The organism is Cytobacillus sp. Hm23, from assembly GCF_051842895.1.
Lineage (GTDB): Bacteria > Bacillota > Bacilli > Bacillales > SM2101 > Nanhaiella.
Genome location: NZ_JBPXRQ010000068.1, coordinates 1 through 15,826 on the forward strand (window position 1 = coordinate 1; position 15,826 = coordinate 15,826).

16 protein-coding genes are annotated in these 15,826 nt (G+C 34.1%); 13 read left to right on the forward strand and 3 right to left on the reverse strand.

All coding sequences use genetic code 11. From position 1 onward, the window contains the following. The first annotated feature begins 185 nt into the window (after positions 1–185). Positions 186–1,091, forward strand: a complete 906-nt coding sequence (locus tag ACSVDA_RS23605; protein ID WP_485886695.1) for a hypothetical protein — start codon at positions 186–188, stop codon at positions 1,089–1,091. Positions 1,092–1,525: 434 nt separating this feature from the next. Here the strand turns inward: ACSVDA_RS23605 and ACSVDA_RS23610 are convergent, their stop codons facing one another. Beyond that, positions 1,526–2,674 (reverse strand): aminotransferase A, encoded by a 1,149-nt coding sequence (locus ACSVDA_RS23610; protein WP_485886697.1) that lies wholly within the window; start codon positions 2,672–2,674, stop codon positions 1,526–1,528. Positions 2,675–2,980: 306 nt separating this feature from the next. Between ACSVDA_RS23610 and ACSVDA_RS23615 the strand changes: the two genes are divergently transcribed. The 3 genes from ACSVDA_RS23615 to ald all read left to right on the forward strand — a co-directional run bounded on the left by ACSVDA_RS23615 (position 2,981) and on the right by ald (position 5,986). Continuing rightward, the gene (locus tag ACSVDA_RS23615; protein ID WP_214481285.1) at positions 2,981–3,217 is read left to right on the forward strand and encodes a hypothetical protein; all 237 of its coding nucleotides are present in this window, start codon (positions 2,981–2,983) and stop codon (positions 3,215–3,217) included. A gap of 59 nt (positions 3,218–3,276) precedes the next feature. Further along, positions 3,277–4,635, forward strand: a complete 1,359-nt coding sequence (locus ACSVDA_RS23620) for an aminotransferase (RefSeq protein WP_485886698.1) — start codon at positions 3,277–3,279, stop codon at positions 4,633–4,635. Positions 4,636–4,855: 220 nt separating this feature from the next. Continuing rightward, the gene (ald, locus tag ACSVDA_RS23625; protein ID WP_485886700.1) at positions 4,856–5,986 is read left to right on the forward strand and encodes an alanine dehydrogenase; all 1,131 of its coding nucleotides are present in this window, start codon (positions 4,856–4,858) and stop codon (positions 5,984–5,986) included. Positions 5,987–6,086: 100 nt separating this feature from the next. On the opposite strand, the gene ACSVDA_RS23630 is transcribed toward ald, so the two are convergent. Then, positions 6,087–6,236: a YjcZ family sporulation protein gene (locus ACSVDA_RS23630; RefSeq protein ID WP_214481282.1), complete on the reverse strand. Its 150-nt coding sequence runs from the start codon at positions 6,234–6,236 to the stop codon at positions 6,087–6,089. Positions 6,237–6,624: 388 nt separating this feature from the next. Here ACSVDA_RS23630 and ACSVDA_RS23635 point away from each other — a divergent pair, with 388 nt between their 5' ends. Next, positions 6,625–7,122 (forward strand): DinB family protein, encoded by a 498-nt coding sequence (locus ACSVDA_RS23635; protein WP_485886702.1) that lies wholly within the window; start codon positions 6,625–6,627, stop codon positions 7,120–7,122. Positions 7,123–7,342: 220 nt separating this feature from the next. On the opposite strand, the gene ACSVDA_RS23640 is transcribed toward ACSVDA_RS23635, so the two are convergent. Further along, positions 7,343–7,546, reverse strand: coding sequence for a hypothetical protein (locus ACSVDA_RS23640; protein ID WP_485886703.1), 204 nt, complete (start codon positions 7,544–7,546; stop codon positions 7,343–7,345). Positions 7,547–8,307: 761 nt separating this feature from the next. Here ACSVDA_RS23640 and ACSVDA_RS23645 point away from each other — a divergent pair. The 8 genes from ACSVDA_RS23645 to ACSVDA_RS23680 all read left to right on the forward strand — a co-directional run bounded on the left by ACSVDA_RS23645 (position 8,308) and on the right by ACSVDA_RS23680 (position 15,659). Continuing rightward, the gene (locus ACSVDA_RS23645; protein WP_485886705.1) at positions 8,308–8,994 is read left to right on the forward strand and encodes a DUF4386 domain-containing protein; all 687 of its coding nucleotides are present in this window, start codon (positions 8,308–8,310) and stop codon (positions 8,992–8,994) included. A gap of 279 nt (positions 8,995–9,273) precedes the next feature. After that, the gene (locus ACSVDA_RS23650; protein WP_485886719.1) at positions 9,274–10,266 is read left to right on the forward strand and encodes an NAD(P)-dependent alcohol dehydrogenase; all 993 of its coding nucleotides are present in this window, start codon (positions 9,274–9,276) and stop codon (positions 10,264–10,266) included. A 203-nt stretch (positions 10,267–10,469) separates the two neighbouring features. Further along, positions 10,470–10,838, forward strand: coding sequence for a YybH family protein (locus tag ACSVDA_RS23655; RefSeq protein WP_485886707.1), 369 nt, complete (start codon positions 10,470–10,472; stop codon positions 10,836–10,838). 154 nt (positions 10,839–10,992) lie between these two features. Beyond that, positions 10,993–11,568 carry a hypothetical protein gene (locus ACSVDA_RS23660; RefSeq protein WP_485886709.1) on the forward strand — a complete coding sequence of 192 codons (576 nt, stop codon included), beginning with the start codon at positions 10,993–10,995 and terminating at the stop codon, positions 11,566–11,568. Positions 11,569–12,210: 642 nt separating this feature from the next. After that, positions 12,211–13,116 carry a chemotaxis protein gene (locus tag ACSVDA_RS23665; protein ID WP_485886711.1) on the forward strand — a complete coding sequence of 302 codons (906 nt, stop codon included), beginning with the start codon at positions 12,211–12,213 and terminating at the stop codon, positions 13,114–13,116. A gap of 48 nt (positions 13,117–13,164) precedes the next feature. Next, positions 13,165–13,758, forward strand: coding sequence for a lipoprotein heptaprenylglyceryl N-acetyltransferase LhaT (gene lhaT / locus ACSVDA_RS23670; protein WP_485886713.1), 594 nt, complete (start codon positions 13,165–13,167; stop codon positions 13,756–13,758). 364 nt (positions 13,759–14,122) lie between these two features. After that, on the forward strand, positions 14,123–14,914 hold the full coding sequence (gene ypjB / locus ACSVDA_RS23675) for a sporulation protein YpjB (protein WP_485886715.1): 792 nt from the start codon (positions 14,123–14,125) through the stop codon (positions 14,912–14,914). A 67-nt stretch (positions 14,915–14,981) separates the two neighbouring features. Continuing rightward, on the forward strand, positions 14,982–15,659 hold the full coding sequence (locus ACSVDA_RS23680) for a zinc metallopeptidase (RefSeq protein ID WP_485886717.1): 678 nt from the start codon (positions 14,982–14,984) through the stop codon (positions 15,657–15,659). Positions 15,660–15,826 lie beyond the last annotated feature (167 nt).

A 15,826-nucleotide genomic window follows, 5' to 3' on the forward strand; every position in this document is an offset into this window, starting at 1 on the left:
CATACCCTAATCTCGAGGTCATACTCCGATAGCAGAAATGCACTTCGGTTTAATCACTCGAGAATCCCACTGATGCCGTAAGACTATCAGCTTGCTCCTTTAGGGGTGGGAGTGTCAAAGAGGATTGCTTTGTTCAGTTTAATTATACAATGACTATTTCCTTTTCATAGCAGATGGAGGTAATGATGGTAACAAATGTTTACAATGTTTTATTAATTGTATGTTCCTTGTATTTAGTATGGAAAAAAGGTGAAGTAGAATCGTATTTTCCCTTAAAAGTAGTCGGATATTTTATATTAGGCTCCTTTGCTTTTAGTTTCAACCAAATCACACTTCCTCTTGGATTTATATTGTATATTTTATTCTTTCGGCCAGCTTTAAATGTAGAAGTAAAGCGCATGGCGGCGGTATTGGGTGTTATTACTTTTACCATTGTCCATTGGATTTTACCATATGCTATTAATGAATGGCAAAGCCGTCCATTATTTATTGAGCATGAACTTGGTTCAGTATATACAATTAACTTTCAAGATGAATATGATTTGATTAAGCAAAAGTTAGAATTAGAGGAACTCAATTTAAGGCTTAAGAATTTTGAAGTAGACTATGTTAAAGATGGAACAATTACAGAGTTTAGCTGGCAGTTCCTCGAGCACAGTGGCAATAGCTATAATCTTTATACTATTCGATATGACTTTGATAAAGTGAGGTATCGAATAAAGCACAGACAACTTGATACATGGCTAGATTACAATGTATTTATTGAAGGTTCCCAATTCTTTGAAAATCTCAATGTACTTGATATTAGAGATATAACTCACGCTAAGGGTGACTTTTCTTCTTACGGTATTCAAAGTTCGGGAGAACGGGTCAATTATGCTATAGAAAATCGTACTCATTTCATCGTATTAAACGGAGACATAAAATTATTAGAGGACGATCAATTACCAGTTGAAGGTTATTTTATTACAACCTATGCGATGGAAAAAATAGGAGAGGAGCGAGATGCCCAAGGAAATATAACACAAAAAAGCTTCCGTGGTACTGAAGTTACTGATTATCTATTTAACACCAATTTTAGTGAGAGATAAAAAGTCTTACCTAGATTGTTGCATACTGAAGTTTGTCATGTCTTTGGGAATCGAAAGGACATGTCGATCTCGAATAAAGAAACTAATCTAAAATACGTCGTACAAATTGCTCCATGGTGTTATGTTCCATCGTGCTTTCCTAGCATTTCGGCAACCTTTTATTGTATACCTTATTGTCATTCTCATTATCCCTTAAGGTTGTATTACTTTCTTATAAAAGTAATACTATATTGCTGTTATAGCAAATGAAACCATTTAAAGGTCTAAATAAGATAAGTACACCTCTAAATATTAGTGATGTACTTGATCATTATTATTTAATGTGTGACATAACAGACGAATATAAATTCGATCTATAAAAAAAACAATATTAGCTCATCTTTAACGTAATAAATTCCTTCTTTTGGCTGTTGCCTGCAAAAAGGTTTACTATCTTAATAGTTTAAAACAAAACTCTCTATACGATTTAAACCCTCCGTTAAAGTTTCCATAGAATACGCGTATGATAGTCGAATATAGTCTTCTCCATAAGAGGAAAAGGCACTTCCAGGAACGACGGCTACCCTTGCTTCCTTTACTAACTTTATTGCAAACTCATAGGATGTTAACTGAAACTGTTTAATAGACGGAAATATATAAAATGCACCAGTAGGTTTAGTAACTGGAAGCCCAATTTTTTCTAGTCGACTTTCGACATATTCCAATCTTTGTCGATATGTATCTTTCATTGGAATAGCATCATTTTTCCCGTTGGTGAGTGCTTCATAAGCCGCTTTCTGAGAAATAGAGGATGCGCAAGAAACGTTATATTGATGGACTTTTAATATATGTTTAACTAGGAAAGACGGTGCAAATAAAAAACCAATTCGCCACCCGGTCATTGAGTGAGATTTACTTAGCCCGTTAATGACTATCGTTTTATTTGGTAAATAGCTTGCAATTGAATGATGTCTTCCTATGAACACGAGTTCACTATAAATCTCATCTGATAGAACAAAAATATTTTTATCTTTTAATAATGCCGCGATTTCCTCCAACTCATCAGGTGTGAGGGTAACTCCAGTTGGATTTGAAGGGTAAGGTAATACAATACAACGTGTTTTCTCAGTAATATGTTCTTCGATCGATTTTGCTGTCAGTTTAAAATCACTCATCGTCGTATCAACATGAATAGCCTTTGCACCACAAAGTTTTATGATTGGTTCGTAACCTGGATAAACTGGGCCAGGAAGTATAACCTCTGTACCTTCTTCTAAAATTGTTCTAAAAGCGATATCTATTGCCTGACTTGCACCTATCGTGACAATGACTTCATTTTCTGGATCATATTGCAAATGGTATTTCTCCAATACAAAAGCTGATGCTGCTCTTCGTAATGCTAGGTCACCTGCATTAGGAGTGTATGTAGTATAGTTTTTTGTTATAGATTCAATACCTGCGTCTTTAATATGATTTGGTGTATGAAAATCAGGTTGACCGATTGTTAAAGATATAACGTCTTCAAAATCTGCAACAAAGTTAAAAAATTTTCGAATGCCAGATATCTCAATATTTTTTACACGTGAATTAATAAGGTGTTCCATGTTAACATACATCCTTCCGAACAAAATTTAAAAATGTCTCATATAAAAAGATTAAGATTAGTATATAAATAATGACTGCATTTGTCCAAAAAAGATGAAATCATTCGAAAGAAATGATTTATAAAACGCCGAATTTTTACAAGTTTCTCTAAAATACTGTGATAAAGTAATAGAACATTTTATAGAAAGGCTTCTTTCGTACCTTTGTTATTGTCACTGCATTTAAAACTGCGATAAGAGGTTTTATGCAACAGTCATCACGTTAACGAAAAATTCAAGCCTAATTAAAAAAGGGAGGAATAAAACATGGAGTATGAACTTAGTTGTAAAGGGAGTGCCTTACCTTGTGAAGTGACAATTGACGAAGACAATGGGAGGTATATGATTCGTAAAGCGGATTCTAGTGGTGAAATTTTTAATAGTCCAGTGGAGCTAGTGAGGTGGATTGTTGAAAATTGGCACCCTGAAGATTTTCGAGACCAGACTCAATTTACTAATATGGTGAAGGAAATTCAATCCTATTTCCCTATTAATAACAAATAGATTTATGTCAGCATTGATTGTTTGCTGTAACCATTAATTCATTGAAAGGCGGGAGGTATATGGAACGAGAAATTACTGCAAAGGATATGATGATGAAGGATGACCATTATGTCTGGCACTCCATGAAACCATATGACCCTAAATCGACGATGGTAATAAGTCAAGCAAAAGGATCTTGGATAACTGATATAAACGGATATAAATATTTAGATGCAATGTCTGGACTATGGTGTGTAAATGTAGGGTATGGTCGTAAAGAACTTGCTGAAGCTGCATATGACCAATTATTGGAATGTCCATATGTCCCACTTACTCAAAGTCATATACCAGCTATTCATTTAGCTGAAAAGCTCACTAACTTGTTGGGCGATGACTATGTTTTCTTTTTTTCAAATAGTGGTTCCGAAGCGAATGAAACCGCATTCAAAATTGTTAGACAATATCATCAACAACGTGGTGATCACCATCGATACAAAATTATATCTCGTTATAGAGGTTATCATGGAAATACCTTTGGTTCGTTAGCTGCTACAGGTCAGGCACAAAGGAAATATAAATATGAACCGCTTGCATCAGGATTTATTCATGTGGCCCCACCTGATACTTACAGGTCTGAAGAAGACACTACTGTAAAAGACCCGGTTGATATAGCATCTGTTAAAGCTATTGATAACGTGATGACATGGGAGTTAAGCGAGACGATTGCTGCTGTAATCATGGAACCGATCATTACGGGTGGTGGTATTTTAATGCCCCCAGATGGGTATATGAAAGGTGTAAAAAAAGTATGTGAAAAACATGGTGCCCTCCTTATCTCAGATGAAGTCATTTGCGGTTTTGGTCGAACTGGGGAGCCATTTGGATACATGAATTATGATGTTAAACCGGATATTATTACAATGGCAAAAGGAATTACGAGTGCTTACCTACCTTTAGCTGCAACAGCTGTTCGGAAAAATATTTATGAATCGTTTAATGGTTCAGAGCAATATGATTTTTTCCGCCATGTCAATACTTTTGGTGGTAATCCTGCAGCTTGTGCGCTTGCAATGAAAAATATTGATATTATGGAGCAGGAACAGCTCTTTGAGCGATCAAAAAGTGTAGGTTCAGCTATAATACAAGAGTTTGATGAGAGGCTTGAAGATCATCCCTACGTGGGAGATATACGAGGGAAGGGACTGCTAATCGGAATAGAATTAGTTATCGATAAAGCCTCTAAACAACCATTAGCTATTGACAAAGTAAATAAAGTAATTGAGATTTGTAAAAACCACGGTGTAATCATTGGGAAGAATGGGATGACTGTTTCAGGGTATAACAATGTTTTGACAATTTCACCACCTTTGACGATTAAGGATGAAGATGTGAATTTATTAATTAAAGTTGTCACGCAAGCATTATATGCAATCTGCTAATTAAACGAATGATAGTTGTGTCATTTTTATATAGAGTAGTAACAATACTTCTAATACATACATTTTTGTTCTAAAATCGAAAATTTTAAATTTAAGATAAGGGCTGTTTAAATATTGCTTAGAACAGCTCAATCTTGACAGTTAAATTTGATAAGTATTGTTAAAGGTAACTTGAATGATCTCACAATAAATAAAGTATGGTCGAAAGGATGGTGATAAGATGAGAGTTGGCATTCCAAAAGAAATTAAAACAAGTGAAAGTAGAGTAGCGCTTACACCAGCTGGCGTACTACATTTAACGCGAGCAGGCCATAAAGTTTTTATTGAAAGTGGTGCTGGTCTACAATCTGGTTTTTTTGATGAATTGTATATTGAAGCTGGTGCAGAAATTGTTGAATCTGCAAAAACAGCTTGGGAATGCGATATGGTAATGAAAGTTAAAGAGCCTTTAATAGAGGAGTATCATTACTTCTATGAGGGATTAATTATATTCACTTATTTGCATTTAGCAACAAATCGGGAGCTAACAGAAGCACTCGCCGAGAAAAAAGTAATTGCTATAGCATATGAAACAGTCCAAATGCAAGACAAGACATTGCCGTTATTAACCCCGATGAGTGAAGTGGCAGGGAGAATGGCCACACAAATTGGCGCACAGTTTCTGGAAAAATCTAAAGGCGGTAAAGGGGTACTACTCGGAGGAGTGCCCGGGGTGAAAAGAGGAAAGGTCACGATAATAGGTGGTGGAGTAGTTGGCACAAATGCCGCAAAAATAGCAATAGGGCTTGGGGCAAATGTGTCAATTATTGATGTTAATCCAAATAGGCTGAGGGAGCTAGATGACATTTTTGGAACCTCAATTCAAACACTTATGTCTGATCCGTATACAATTGGGCAAGCAGTATTAGATTCGGATTTAGTTATAGGAGCAGTACTTATACCTGGGGCAAAGGCACCAAAGCTTGTATCGTCGGAAATGGTTAGGATGATGGAAGAGAGGTCTGTTATCGTTGATGTAGCAATCGATCAAGGGGGTATATTTGAAACGACAGATAGGGTAACTACACATAAGGATCCAACGTATGTAACGCATGGTGTAGTTCATTATGCTGTAGGAAATATGCCTGGAGCAGTACCAAGAACATCTACAATCGCTTTAACGAATGTCACGATACCATATGCTGTCAATATTGCAAGTAAAGGCTATAAAATGGCATGTCTGGACTGTCCAGCTCTGTTAAAAGGTGTCAATGCTGCTGGAGGGTTTATTACGTATAAAGAAGTCGCTGATGCACACAGTCTTTCATACAGAGAAGTAAAAACGGCATTAAATGAAGGTCAAAAAGTATAAAAAGGAGGGAGGTGATCAAGTGGTGACCTCCCTATTTTTCATTGTTGAAAAGTGAAATGAAAAGGAAAAGGTATGATAATACTCAATGGAACTTGATTAACTAATATGTTAAACAAAATGCTCCAAGTACGATAATCAACAGAATGAATAGTACAACAATTAACGCAAATGTAGATCCAAAGGCTCCTCCTACTCCAGGACCGTAGCCGTATCCAGGATAGCCAGCGCCAGCTACACCGTAGTTACACATTAATAAATCACCCCACTTTCTCATTCTCTATATATGTCTATGACATATTTATAATTTTGTCTGTACGAATGTGCATGATTAAAACGTACAATTTATTGTTTAGCTGAAAAACGATATGAGTGTACAACTTTCATGTGTTTGTATTAAGCTCTTTTCGTAAAGTTTGTTGCAAATATTCGTAAATTAAAATTATAAGATGAAGATGTTGTTTTACGTAACTGTCATCGCTTTATCGAAGAAAGGATACCCCGCGTTCAAGTTGTATACATGTTTATTTTGTAATATGATAAACAACAATCTATGTGAAAACAGTCTTGTATGATTATAGTACCGTATGCTGTCAGTATTATGATCGGTGAAAATACAAGTCAAGAAAGGGTTGGTTACGTTGTCAACAGTTAACGAAGAATTTGCTAAAACTCTAATTCAATCATTGAAGGGTGAGCGTGGGCATATCCCAATTAACAGAGCGCTTTCAGATATTGATGGGCAACTTGCAGGGGAAAGCATCGAAGGTTTACCATATACAATTTATCAACTTCTAGGCCATATGTCGTATTGGCAGGATTTTTTCTTAGAATTTCTTCAAGGTGGAAACCGTGATCTACCAAAGGATGCAATGGATACTTGGCCACAGGATAAATCCCCTTCTAGTAATGAAGAATGGCTAAAGCTTGTAGAACATTTTTTAAATGGCATAGATAAAGCTTGTGAAATAGCACGAAAGATTCGACTTGATGAACCGTTACAAAATTGGCCTACTGAAACTCCTGTTAGCTCGTTGCGTAATATAGCTTCACATAATACATATCATTTAGGTGAAATTATTTTAATACGTCGATTGCTTGGCGCATGGCCACCACCTGGTGGAGGCTATCCGGCATAAAATGAATACACATAAAGCAAAGCTCCAGTAAACCTATTATAGGACACTGGAGCTATAACAAAATTGTTTATAAGTAACAAAGGTTTCTTTCCTTAAGAATTTTCGTACTAAGAAATGTTATATAACTAGGGTTTGTAGCAACTTATTTTCATGGAAACGGTGATAATTAGCTATTTCAATTTGAAAGCTATAGTGACAAAGTTTACAAAGAGGGTTTTACTTAATATCCATAATCCCAATCAACTTCTTCCTCATGCCACATAACAGGTGACACTTGGCCAAATTCTACATTTTTATTGTCAATTGAGCAATTACATTGTTGACATCCACACTGTTTTTTTATTTCATTGTATAATGATTTATCAACGTCTTCTAATATTGTTACAGGTCGAGTCTCTTTGAATAAAATGGCTGTACCCTTCATATAAATCTTCCCCTTTTTACATGCTAATTTATGTTATCAATTGTTGTGATTTTTAAATTCACCTACATTTTATTCCGAGTGATTTATTATGTCTATAGAAATGTGAAAATGTTCACAAATGTGGCACAAATGATCCTCAATTTATTTTCAAACTTTACTTCTAATTAGAAATGATGTTCACCAGTTGATTTATTAATAAGATTCAATGTCATTTGGTATTTTAGTACAGAACAGATTCTCTATAAAAGCTAGAGCTTGTTGAAGGTGTCACCGGTGTAAAGGTCTCTCGATTAAAGCATATGCCTAGAGTTTAATAAGGAAATTATGTCCATATGTTTGTACAAGGATATTTATGGTTTCTTCATCTATAAAAGGTCTCTTCATAAAATTTGTTGCTATAGTTCCTCAACTAGAAGATACAGTTGTCGTTTTATTGAAGAAAAGGCGGCACAAAATCTAGTGGTATTCGTACATATTAATAATATTAAACAACAAATTATGTGAAAACACCCTTTTCATAAGGGGATTTAATGGAGGTGTATTTTTATGACTTGTAGGATATAACAGTCTTGTATATGTGAAAACAACACTAAAGTGTCTATGGAACTCAAATTTATTGAAGTAATATAGTTACAACCTCACAAATATTTAAGTAGTCATGCTATAGGGACAGTTATTATTGAGGTTCCATTAGCCCTGATATGCTACCCAATAGGAAAGGGGTAAGAAGAAAATAAAGCAACATGATGAGGAGGTGTGCGATGAGTTCTTACAGAAAAAAAGCCTTATTATTCGGTATTTTATTAATATTGGGATTAGTTTCAGGCATATTCTCAACGGTTCCAGCTTTAGAACAATCGGATTACCTAATTAAATTATCATCAAGCAAAGTGCAAGTTATGCTCGCTGTGTTTTTTCAATTTACTATGGCCACTGTATATGTTTGTGTGGCGGTTTTATTATATCCAATAATTAAGAAATATAATGAAGGTATAGCTCTTGCATATTTCGGATTCAGAATTATTGGAGCAGCATTTCTATTTGTTGGAATAGTTTCTCTGCTGTTACTATTATTCATTAGTGAACGTTTTATAATAGAAGGTCAGCATGATCTATCCTATTTCAAAACTATTGGAGAGTTGCTTCGATTATATAGAGATGGGATGAATCATATTGGAATGATATTACCGTGGAGTTTAGGTGGTTTAATACTATATTATTGCTCATTTCGAATGAATCTTATTCCAAAATGGCTTTCAATATGGGGCTTCATTGGCTGTGTTTTAACTCTAGTAGTAACATTTCTCTTGATGTTTGATGTAATTAAATTAATAACACCGATTTATTTTATTATGAATACTCCAACAGCTATATTTGAGTTGGTTCTTGCTGTTTATTTGATGATGAAAGGCTTCAATCCAATAGCTGAAGACTCTGATTATAAATGAGTTAAAATTTGTGCAACTTGTTTAAAATATGATTTCCCTAAGTACCTCACTAAATAGAATTTAGAAATTCCATTCTCATTTTATCAACACCTTGATAGTATTCTAAAGTTAATTATTAGGAGAATAATAGATATAAATGTTGTTAATTTAAGGCTCGTTTTTTATCAAATGTGTTGCTTTTTTTCAACTGCTATTGAGCAACTGATGATGATTTTTCTAGACTGATTTGAAGATCATTAAAATTTATTACACTTTGACGTATTAAAGGAGGAGATTAGGATTAAAGCGATAGTATATGAGAATTATGGTTCGCCTGATGTCTTGGAATTAAAAGATGTGAAGAAGCCAATACCAAAGGACAATGAAGTATTGATTAGAGTATTTGCAACTTCTATAAATTATGGAGATTTAGTGGCTCGAAAATTTAATGAAATTCCCCCTAGTAAATTTAACATGCCCCTGCTCTTCTGGGCATTTTCTAAATTTTTCTTCGGGCTTCGCAAGCCAAAGATAAATATTCTAGGAAGTGAGTTTGCTGGGCAAATTGAATTAGTAGGAAAAGATGTCAAATCTCTTAAACTAGGAGATGAGGTTTTTGGATATCTCGGTCAAAATATGGGTGCTTATGCACAGTATATTTGTCTAGCAGAAAAAGGGATATTAGCTACTAAACCAACGAATATGACTTTCGAGGAAGCTACAGTCGTCCCTTATGGGGCAATGACGGCGTTGAATTTACTTCGAAAAGTAGATGTCCGTAGTGGACAAAAAGTACTTATAAATGGTGCGTCTGGTAGTATAGGTTCAGCAGCGGTACAAATTGCAAAATACTTTGGTGCAGAAGTTACCGGTGTTTGTAGTACTTCGAGAGTAGAATTTGTAAAAGCTCTGGGGGCTGACAAAGTGATTGATTATACAACTGATGATTTTACTAAAAACGGTGAAACATACGATCTTATTTTTGACATATTGGGCAAGAGTTCGTTTTTAAAATGTAAAGGCTCACTAAAGCAAAATGGTCATTACCTATTAGCCAGCTTTAAAATAAAGCAGCTTTATGAAATGCTGTGGACTTCAGTGTTTAGCAGTAAGAAAGTAATTTGTGCATTGTCTACCGAGAAGCCTGAAGATTTACATTTCCTAAAAGAGCTTATTGAGAAGCAGAAGATAAAATCAGTCATAGATAGAACTTTTCCCTTAGAACAGACAGATGATGCTCACAGGTATGTTGAATCCGGACAAAAAAAGGGGTTTGTTGTTATTACTATGTAATTTTTTTGGCTCTTTTCGTACACTTTGTTGCTTGTTTCATAAATGATTTTTATAGTCTATAGAGAAGAAAAGAGCCTTTATTAACTGTTACAATTACATATTACTTCCTTTTGCTTTTAAGTTCTGTAATAATTACTATAAAGTAAAAAATCCATAATTTAGTAGTAAGAAGGATAGAATTAATAAATGTAAAGGAGAAAACAATGAATTATCAACAAGCTTTACAAAAATATATAGAAGCGACAAATTCTCATGATTTCAACAATGTGAAAAAAATTCTTCATGAAAATGCCGTTTATTGGTTCACAAACAAGTCTTGTGTAAATTTAGTAGAAATTCAAAATTATTTTGAAAATGCGTGGCATACAATCAAAGACGAGGTATATGCAGCAAAGGATGTAGAGTGGATTACAGTAGATCAAAAAACTGCCGCTTGTGTATATACATATCATTATGAAGGTTATTATAATGGCAAATTTGTTACGGGAAGTGGTCGAGCAACAAATATCTTTGTTAAAAATAATGATTATGACGACTGGAAGTTAATCCACGAACATTTAAGCAGTCTTTGATTGAACTAAAAAGTCACACACTTCTTTGTTAGTACTTCGTGAGAAAGAAGAGAGATGTTGGAATGAAAAACAATAATTCAAGCGAAAGCAGCTTAAATTACAGAGGAACGACATATAATTCATACAAATAGAGGATTTATATGGAGGGGTTATAATGAAAATTCATAAAATGACATTTTTTATAATCTCACTGTTTATTCTTGTTTCTTGTTCATCAAAAACGATTGGTGAACCGGATATTAGTGAGCAAGTTTATGATGAATTAGGTGAAGGAGTAGTAATTCCAGAATTTGAAAACTATCCAATGGTATTTGCTATCATACAAATGCCACCAATAGGTAATAGTAAAAAATTAACTATAGTATATGCTGAAGAAAGAGGAGAAATCATAGAGGACTTTAGTGATCCCGCAATGATACAAGCTTATGAGAAAGAAACAAATTCCAAATTTTTATATGGAGTATATGAAGGAAAAACTGTATTGGAATATACTTACATTGATGATGGAGGAATATCCTTTTCAAACGGAAAAACACTGGTTTTGAATGGAAAAACAATTGAATATCTAGAAAAAAAGAATGATAAGAATGAATTTTTATTTGTAGCGTTTAATCATAAAGGGGCTGCTTATTCTTTTACATTTAATTTGAGTGAAGAGTTTGTACAAGAAACAGCATTCGAAATTGTAGAAAGTGTCATTAACGAAGTAGATAATGAGTTGGATTCTTAGTTTGCTCTTTGTTACATTACTGACCAATTGACAAAATGGTGGATGGGAATACTAAATTATATTGTCATATTTCACGAATTTCTAATTAAGAGAGTTGACTACCATATAAAATGCGTATCAAATCAATGGTGAAAGTTGTAAAGAAGTTGAAGAAAGAATGGTAGTTGATGGCTAATATAATATCAATGTTTTGTTGTAGTAGACTAAATACGCCTGGTTCTTTGTCATATCTTAATGATAAGGAACCGGGATTTTTTGTATTAATAAGAAACGGATTGTGAAATGAAATAATTTTAGTTATCAAAAATCATGCTCATTCTAAATAAGAAGGATGTGGTTAATAAGTTGCTAGGTTTGATGTTTTGAAATTGAGCTTTAGTTATGAAAGAGAGGTTAAGGAGAGGACAGTTTTTAGCATAATCTTTTTTTCATTACGATTAGTTGGTTGTACCTAAAAACTAATAGAAACTAGCTATACAGTGAACTTACTACAATACGTGCCACAGTATGTATAGTTTAACTACTGGAAGATAGAATAATAAAATGTATGTAAAATATGGCAACCTTTTTCTTTATTTATTATTATAAAAATAGTAAAGTGAAAATAGAGATTTAGTTAGTGTAGAAGAGGGGGATCATTATATGGCTTCAAATAATGGTATATTACTAGAAAGTGGTACAAATGAATTAGAAATAGTAGAATTCGGTATTGGTACAAATAAATTTGGTATCAATGTTATAAAAGTTAAAGAGATTATTAATCCAGTTGTGGTTACAGAAGTACCACATGTACACCCAAACGTAGAAGGGATTATTGAGTTGCGTGGGGAGGTTCTTCCAGTTGTAGATGTTGCTAAGGCACTGGGGTTCCCTAAGTCGACTAATCCAAAACTTGATAAGTTTATCGTTGCTGAATTTAATCAACAAAAAATTGTATTTCACGTTCATACAGTGACACAGATTCATCGCATTTCTTGGGATAAAATTGAAAAGCCTTCGGATATGTACCAAGGTTTAGAAAGTCAAATTATTGGTGTTGTAAAAATGAAGAGTGATATGTTATTGTTGCTCGATTTTGAAAAGATTGTTGTTGACATTAATCCAGATTCGGGTGTGAATGTGAATAAAGTGAAAAAGTTAGGTAAACGAGAGAGATCATCTAAAAGGCTCGTCATTGCTGAAGATTCACCTTTATTAAGGAAACAGTTAGAAGACACGTTAAAAGAAGCTGGCTTCAGTAACCTTGAGTTTTTTGAAAATGGTAAAGAAGCATTAGCTTACTTGGAGCAGACAATTAACGCAGGAAAAGAAATAACAGAGGTAGTACAGCTCGTGATAACTGACATTGAAATGCCTCAAATGGACGGTCATCATTTAACTAGACGCATTAAAGAGGATAAGAAATTATCAAAATTACCAGTAGTCATTTTTTCTTCTTTAATAACAGACGACCTTCGTCACAAAGGGCAAATGGTAGGTGCAGAAGGGCAAGTGAGTAAACCGGAAATTGCCCAATTAGTGCATTTAATAGATGAGTTAATAATTTAAATTTTAGGTAATAATAAAGTTATTATAAGTCGAAAGTTGGGTAGTGAAATGAGATGGATCATCCAAGCTTTAGGACAGAGATGGGTACTATTTAGTTTATTAGTCATTAATACACTAGGTACATTATATGGTTACTATTGGTATAGGGGGCAATTATATGCTACACCTCCAAAATACCTTATTTTTGTGCCAGATAGTCCTACTGCGTCATTATTTTTCGTTTTTGTTCTCGTAGCCTTTTTACTTAAAAAGAATTGGGGTCTAATTGAAGCGTTAGCTATCGTCACTTTATTTAAGTATGGCATTTGGGCTGTTGTGATGAATATACTAGTATATTTTGAGTTAGGTTCATTAGATTTTGCTAGTTTGATGCTAATCTTTTCACATGGTGCCATGGCGTTGCAAGGGTTACTTTTTGCGCCTTTTTACCGCATAAAATGGTATCATTTAGCAATCGCTAGTGTGTGGACTTTACATAATGATGTTATTGATTATGTTTTTGGTATGTTGCCTTGGTATCACGTGTTAAATGAATATGTACAACAAATTGGGTACTTTACATTTTGGCTTAGTATTGCATCTATTGCCATTACGTATGTTCTTTGTGTGAAGAAAGATAGGTTTGTGTTGAGCATAACGTAACAACATATTTTTTACTATTCGCGAAATACTTTGACGACGTTGATAAAATCTTATCATCATAACAAGTAGCATTATTCTTGTTCGTTTTCTAGCAAATGTTTATCAGCTTTTTAATCAGGTGGAGCAGAGTCTCCACTTTGGTCTTTTTACAAGGTTGTTTTCGCATTGATTGTTTTATTTCCTACTAATAAATAAACACGGATACAATTATAGTTTTCGTGGAACCTTTTAATAGCTTATGGCTCTGTTGTCGACTTCATACTATGAACGATGTGAACAGCTTGTCTAGGCTTTTTTCGTATTTTTAGTTCTACTCTTGTCCACCTTCTCATAATTATTAATAGAAGTTTGAGGAGGGACAAGTATGAATAGACGTATGATGGTGTTGTTAGTACTAATACTATTAGTAGTGCCAAGTAATAAATACGCTGCGGAAATAGAGCATTGGAAAAAACTTGATGAAATAGCTGATGAAGCTTTACAGATGGTGAAAAGTGAGAGATATGACGACGCAAAAAGTCTCTTGGAACACTTTACTAATGAATTTATACAATTTAGTAGTAGTGATAAACCATATACTATGGATGAATTACGAGTGATAACAATTACACATAATAATGCTGTTGAAGCTGTAACTAAGACGGCTCTTTCTCATGAAGAACGGATTAGAAAAGTTGTACAATTCCGATTGGTCATTGATGCTATCATTTCAGAGCATCAACCGTTATGGGTTGAAATGGAGCATTCGACAATGAAGTACTTTCATCAAATGAAAGGTGCAATTGAGCAAGATGATACTGAAACATTTCAATATATGTTGAATTTATTCTTAAATAAATATGAAGTTATTCAACCTAGTATTAAGGTCGATGTTAATCCTGAGTGGGTAACGAGAGTAGATAGCCATATTCGTTTTCTAGAATCAAATCAGCATATTAGTTTAGAAAAAACTAAACAAATTCAACAACTTGATCAAATGGAAGCTGATTTATATGAATTATTTAATGCAGTGAAGGATGATGATACTGATCCGTCGCTATTATGGGTAATGATTTCTATTGGAAGTGTTATTTTATTATCATTATCATATGCTGGATGGAAAAAATACAAAGCTGATAAGGTAAAACAACAGTCACGTAAAAAGCTAAATGATTGACATAATATCTGTTTTTCAGCTAAAATTATCATTATATTATTAAAATAGAGGAGTGGAGTAAGTTAGCATGTGGTACATCGCCTATTTTGCACTACTAATTATTATTCCTATTTGGGCTCAAATGAAGGTGAAGGGAGCTTATAAAAAATATTCTAAAGTCCCGTCATCATCAGCAATGTCTGGAGCTCAAGTAGCTCGTAGCATATTGGATGCGAACGGCTTACACAATGTCAACATTGAGGAAACACGTGGAGTATTGTCAGACCATTATGACCCACGGTCAAAAACAGTTCGTCTTTCGTCAGATAACTATCATGGTCATTCACTTGCTGGTACAGCTGTTGCGGCACATGAAGTTGGACATGCGATACAAGACCAACAGGATTATGCATTTTTACGATTAAGACATTCTCTCGTTCCTGTAGCAAATATCGGTTCGAATTTTTCTTGGATAATTATTCTTGCAGGTATTATTTTTGCTTCGGCAAACATGCTGTTATTAGGTATCATCTTTATGGCATTTGCAGTTTTGTTTCAGGTGGTTACATTACCAGTTGAATTTGACGCCTCTAATCGTGCAATGGAGCAAGTGGTATCACTAGGTGTGATTAGAAACGAGGAAGAAAGAGAAACGAAGAAAGTGCTTAATGCGGCTGCATTAACATATGTTGCAGCGGCAGCGGTTGCTGTCTTAGAACTTGTAAGATTTGTACTAATGTATATTGGTATGTCACAAGACGATTAAGAATTAAAACTTAACAAATAATTGCAATATATAAAAGACCAGGATACAATAAAATGTACCCTATAGAGTAGACACTTTAAAAAAGTCTCCCTATAGGGTACATTTTTGTATAAATAAGAAAAATAGGGATTGGGGGGAAAATTTAATGAGTAAAAAGACTTTTACAG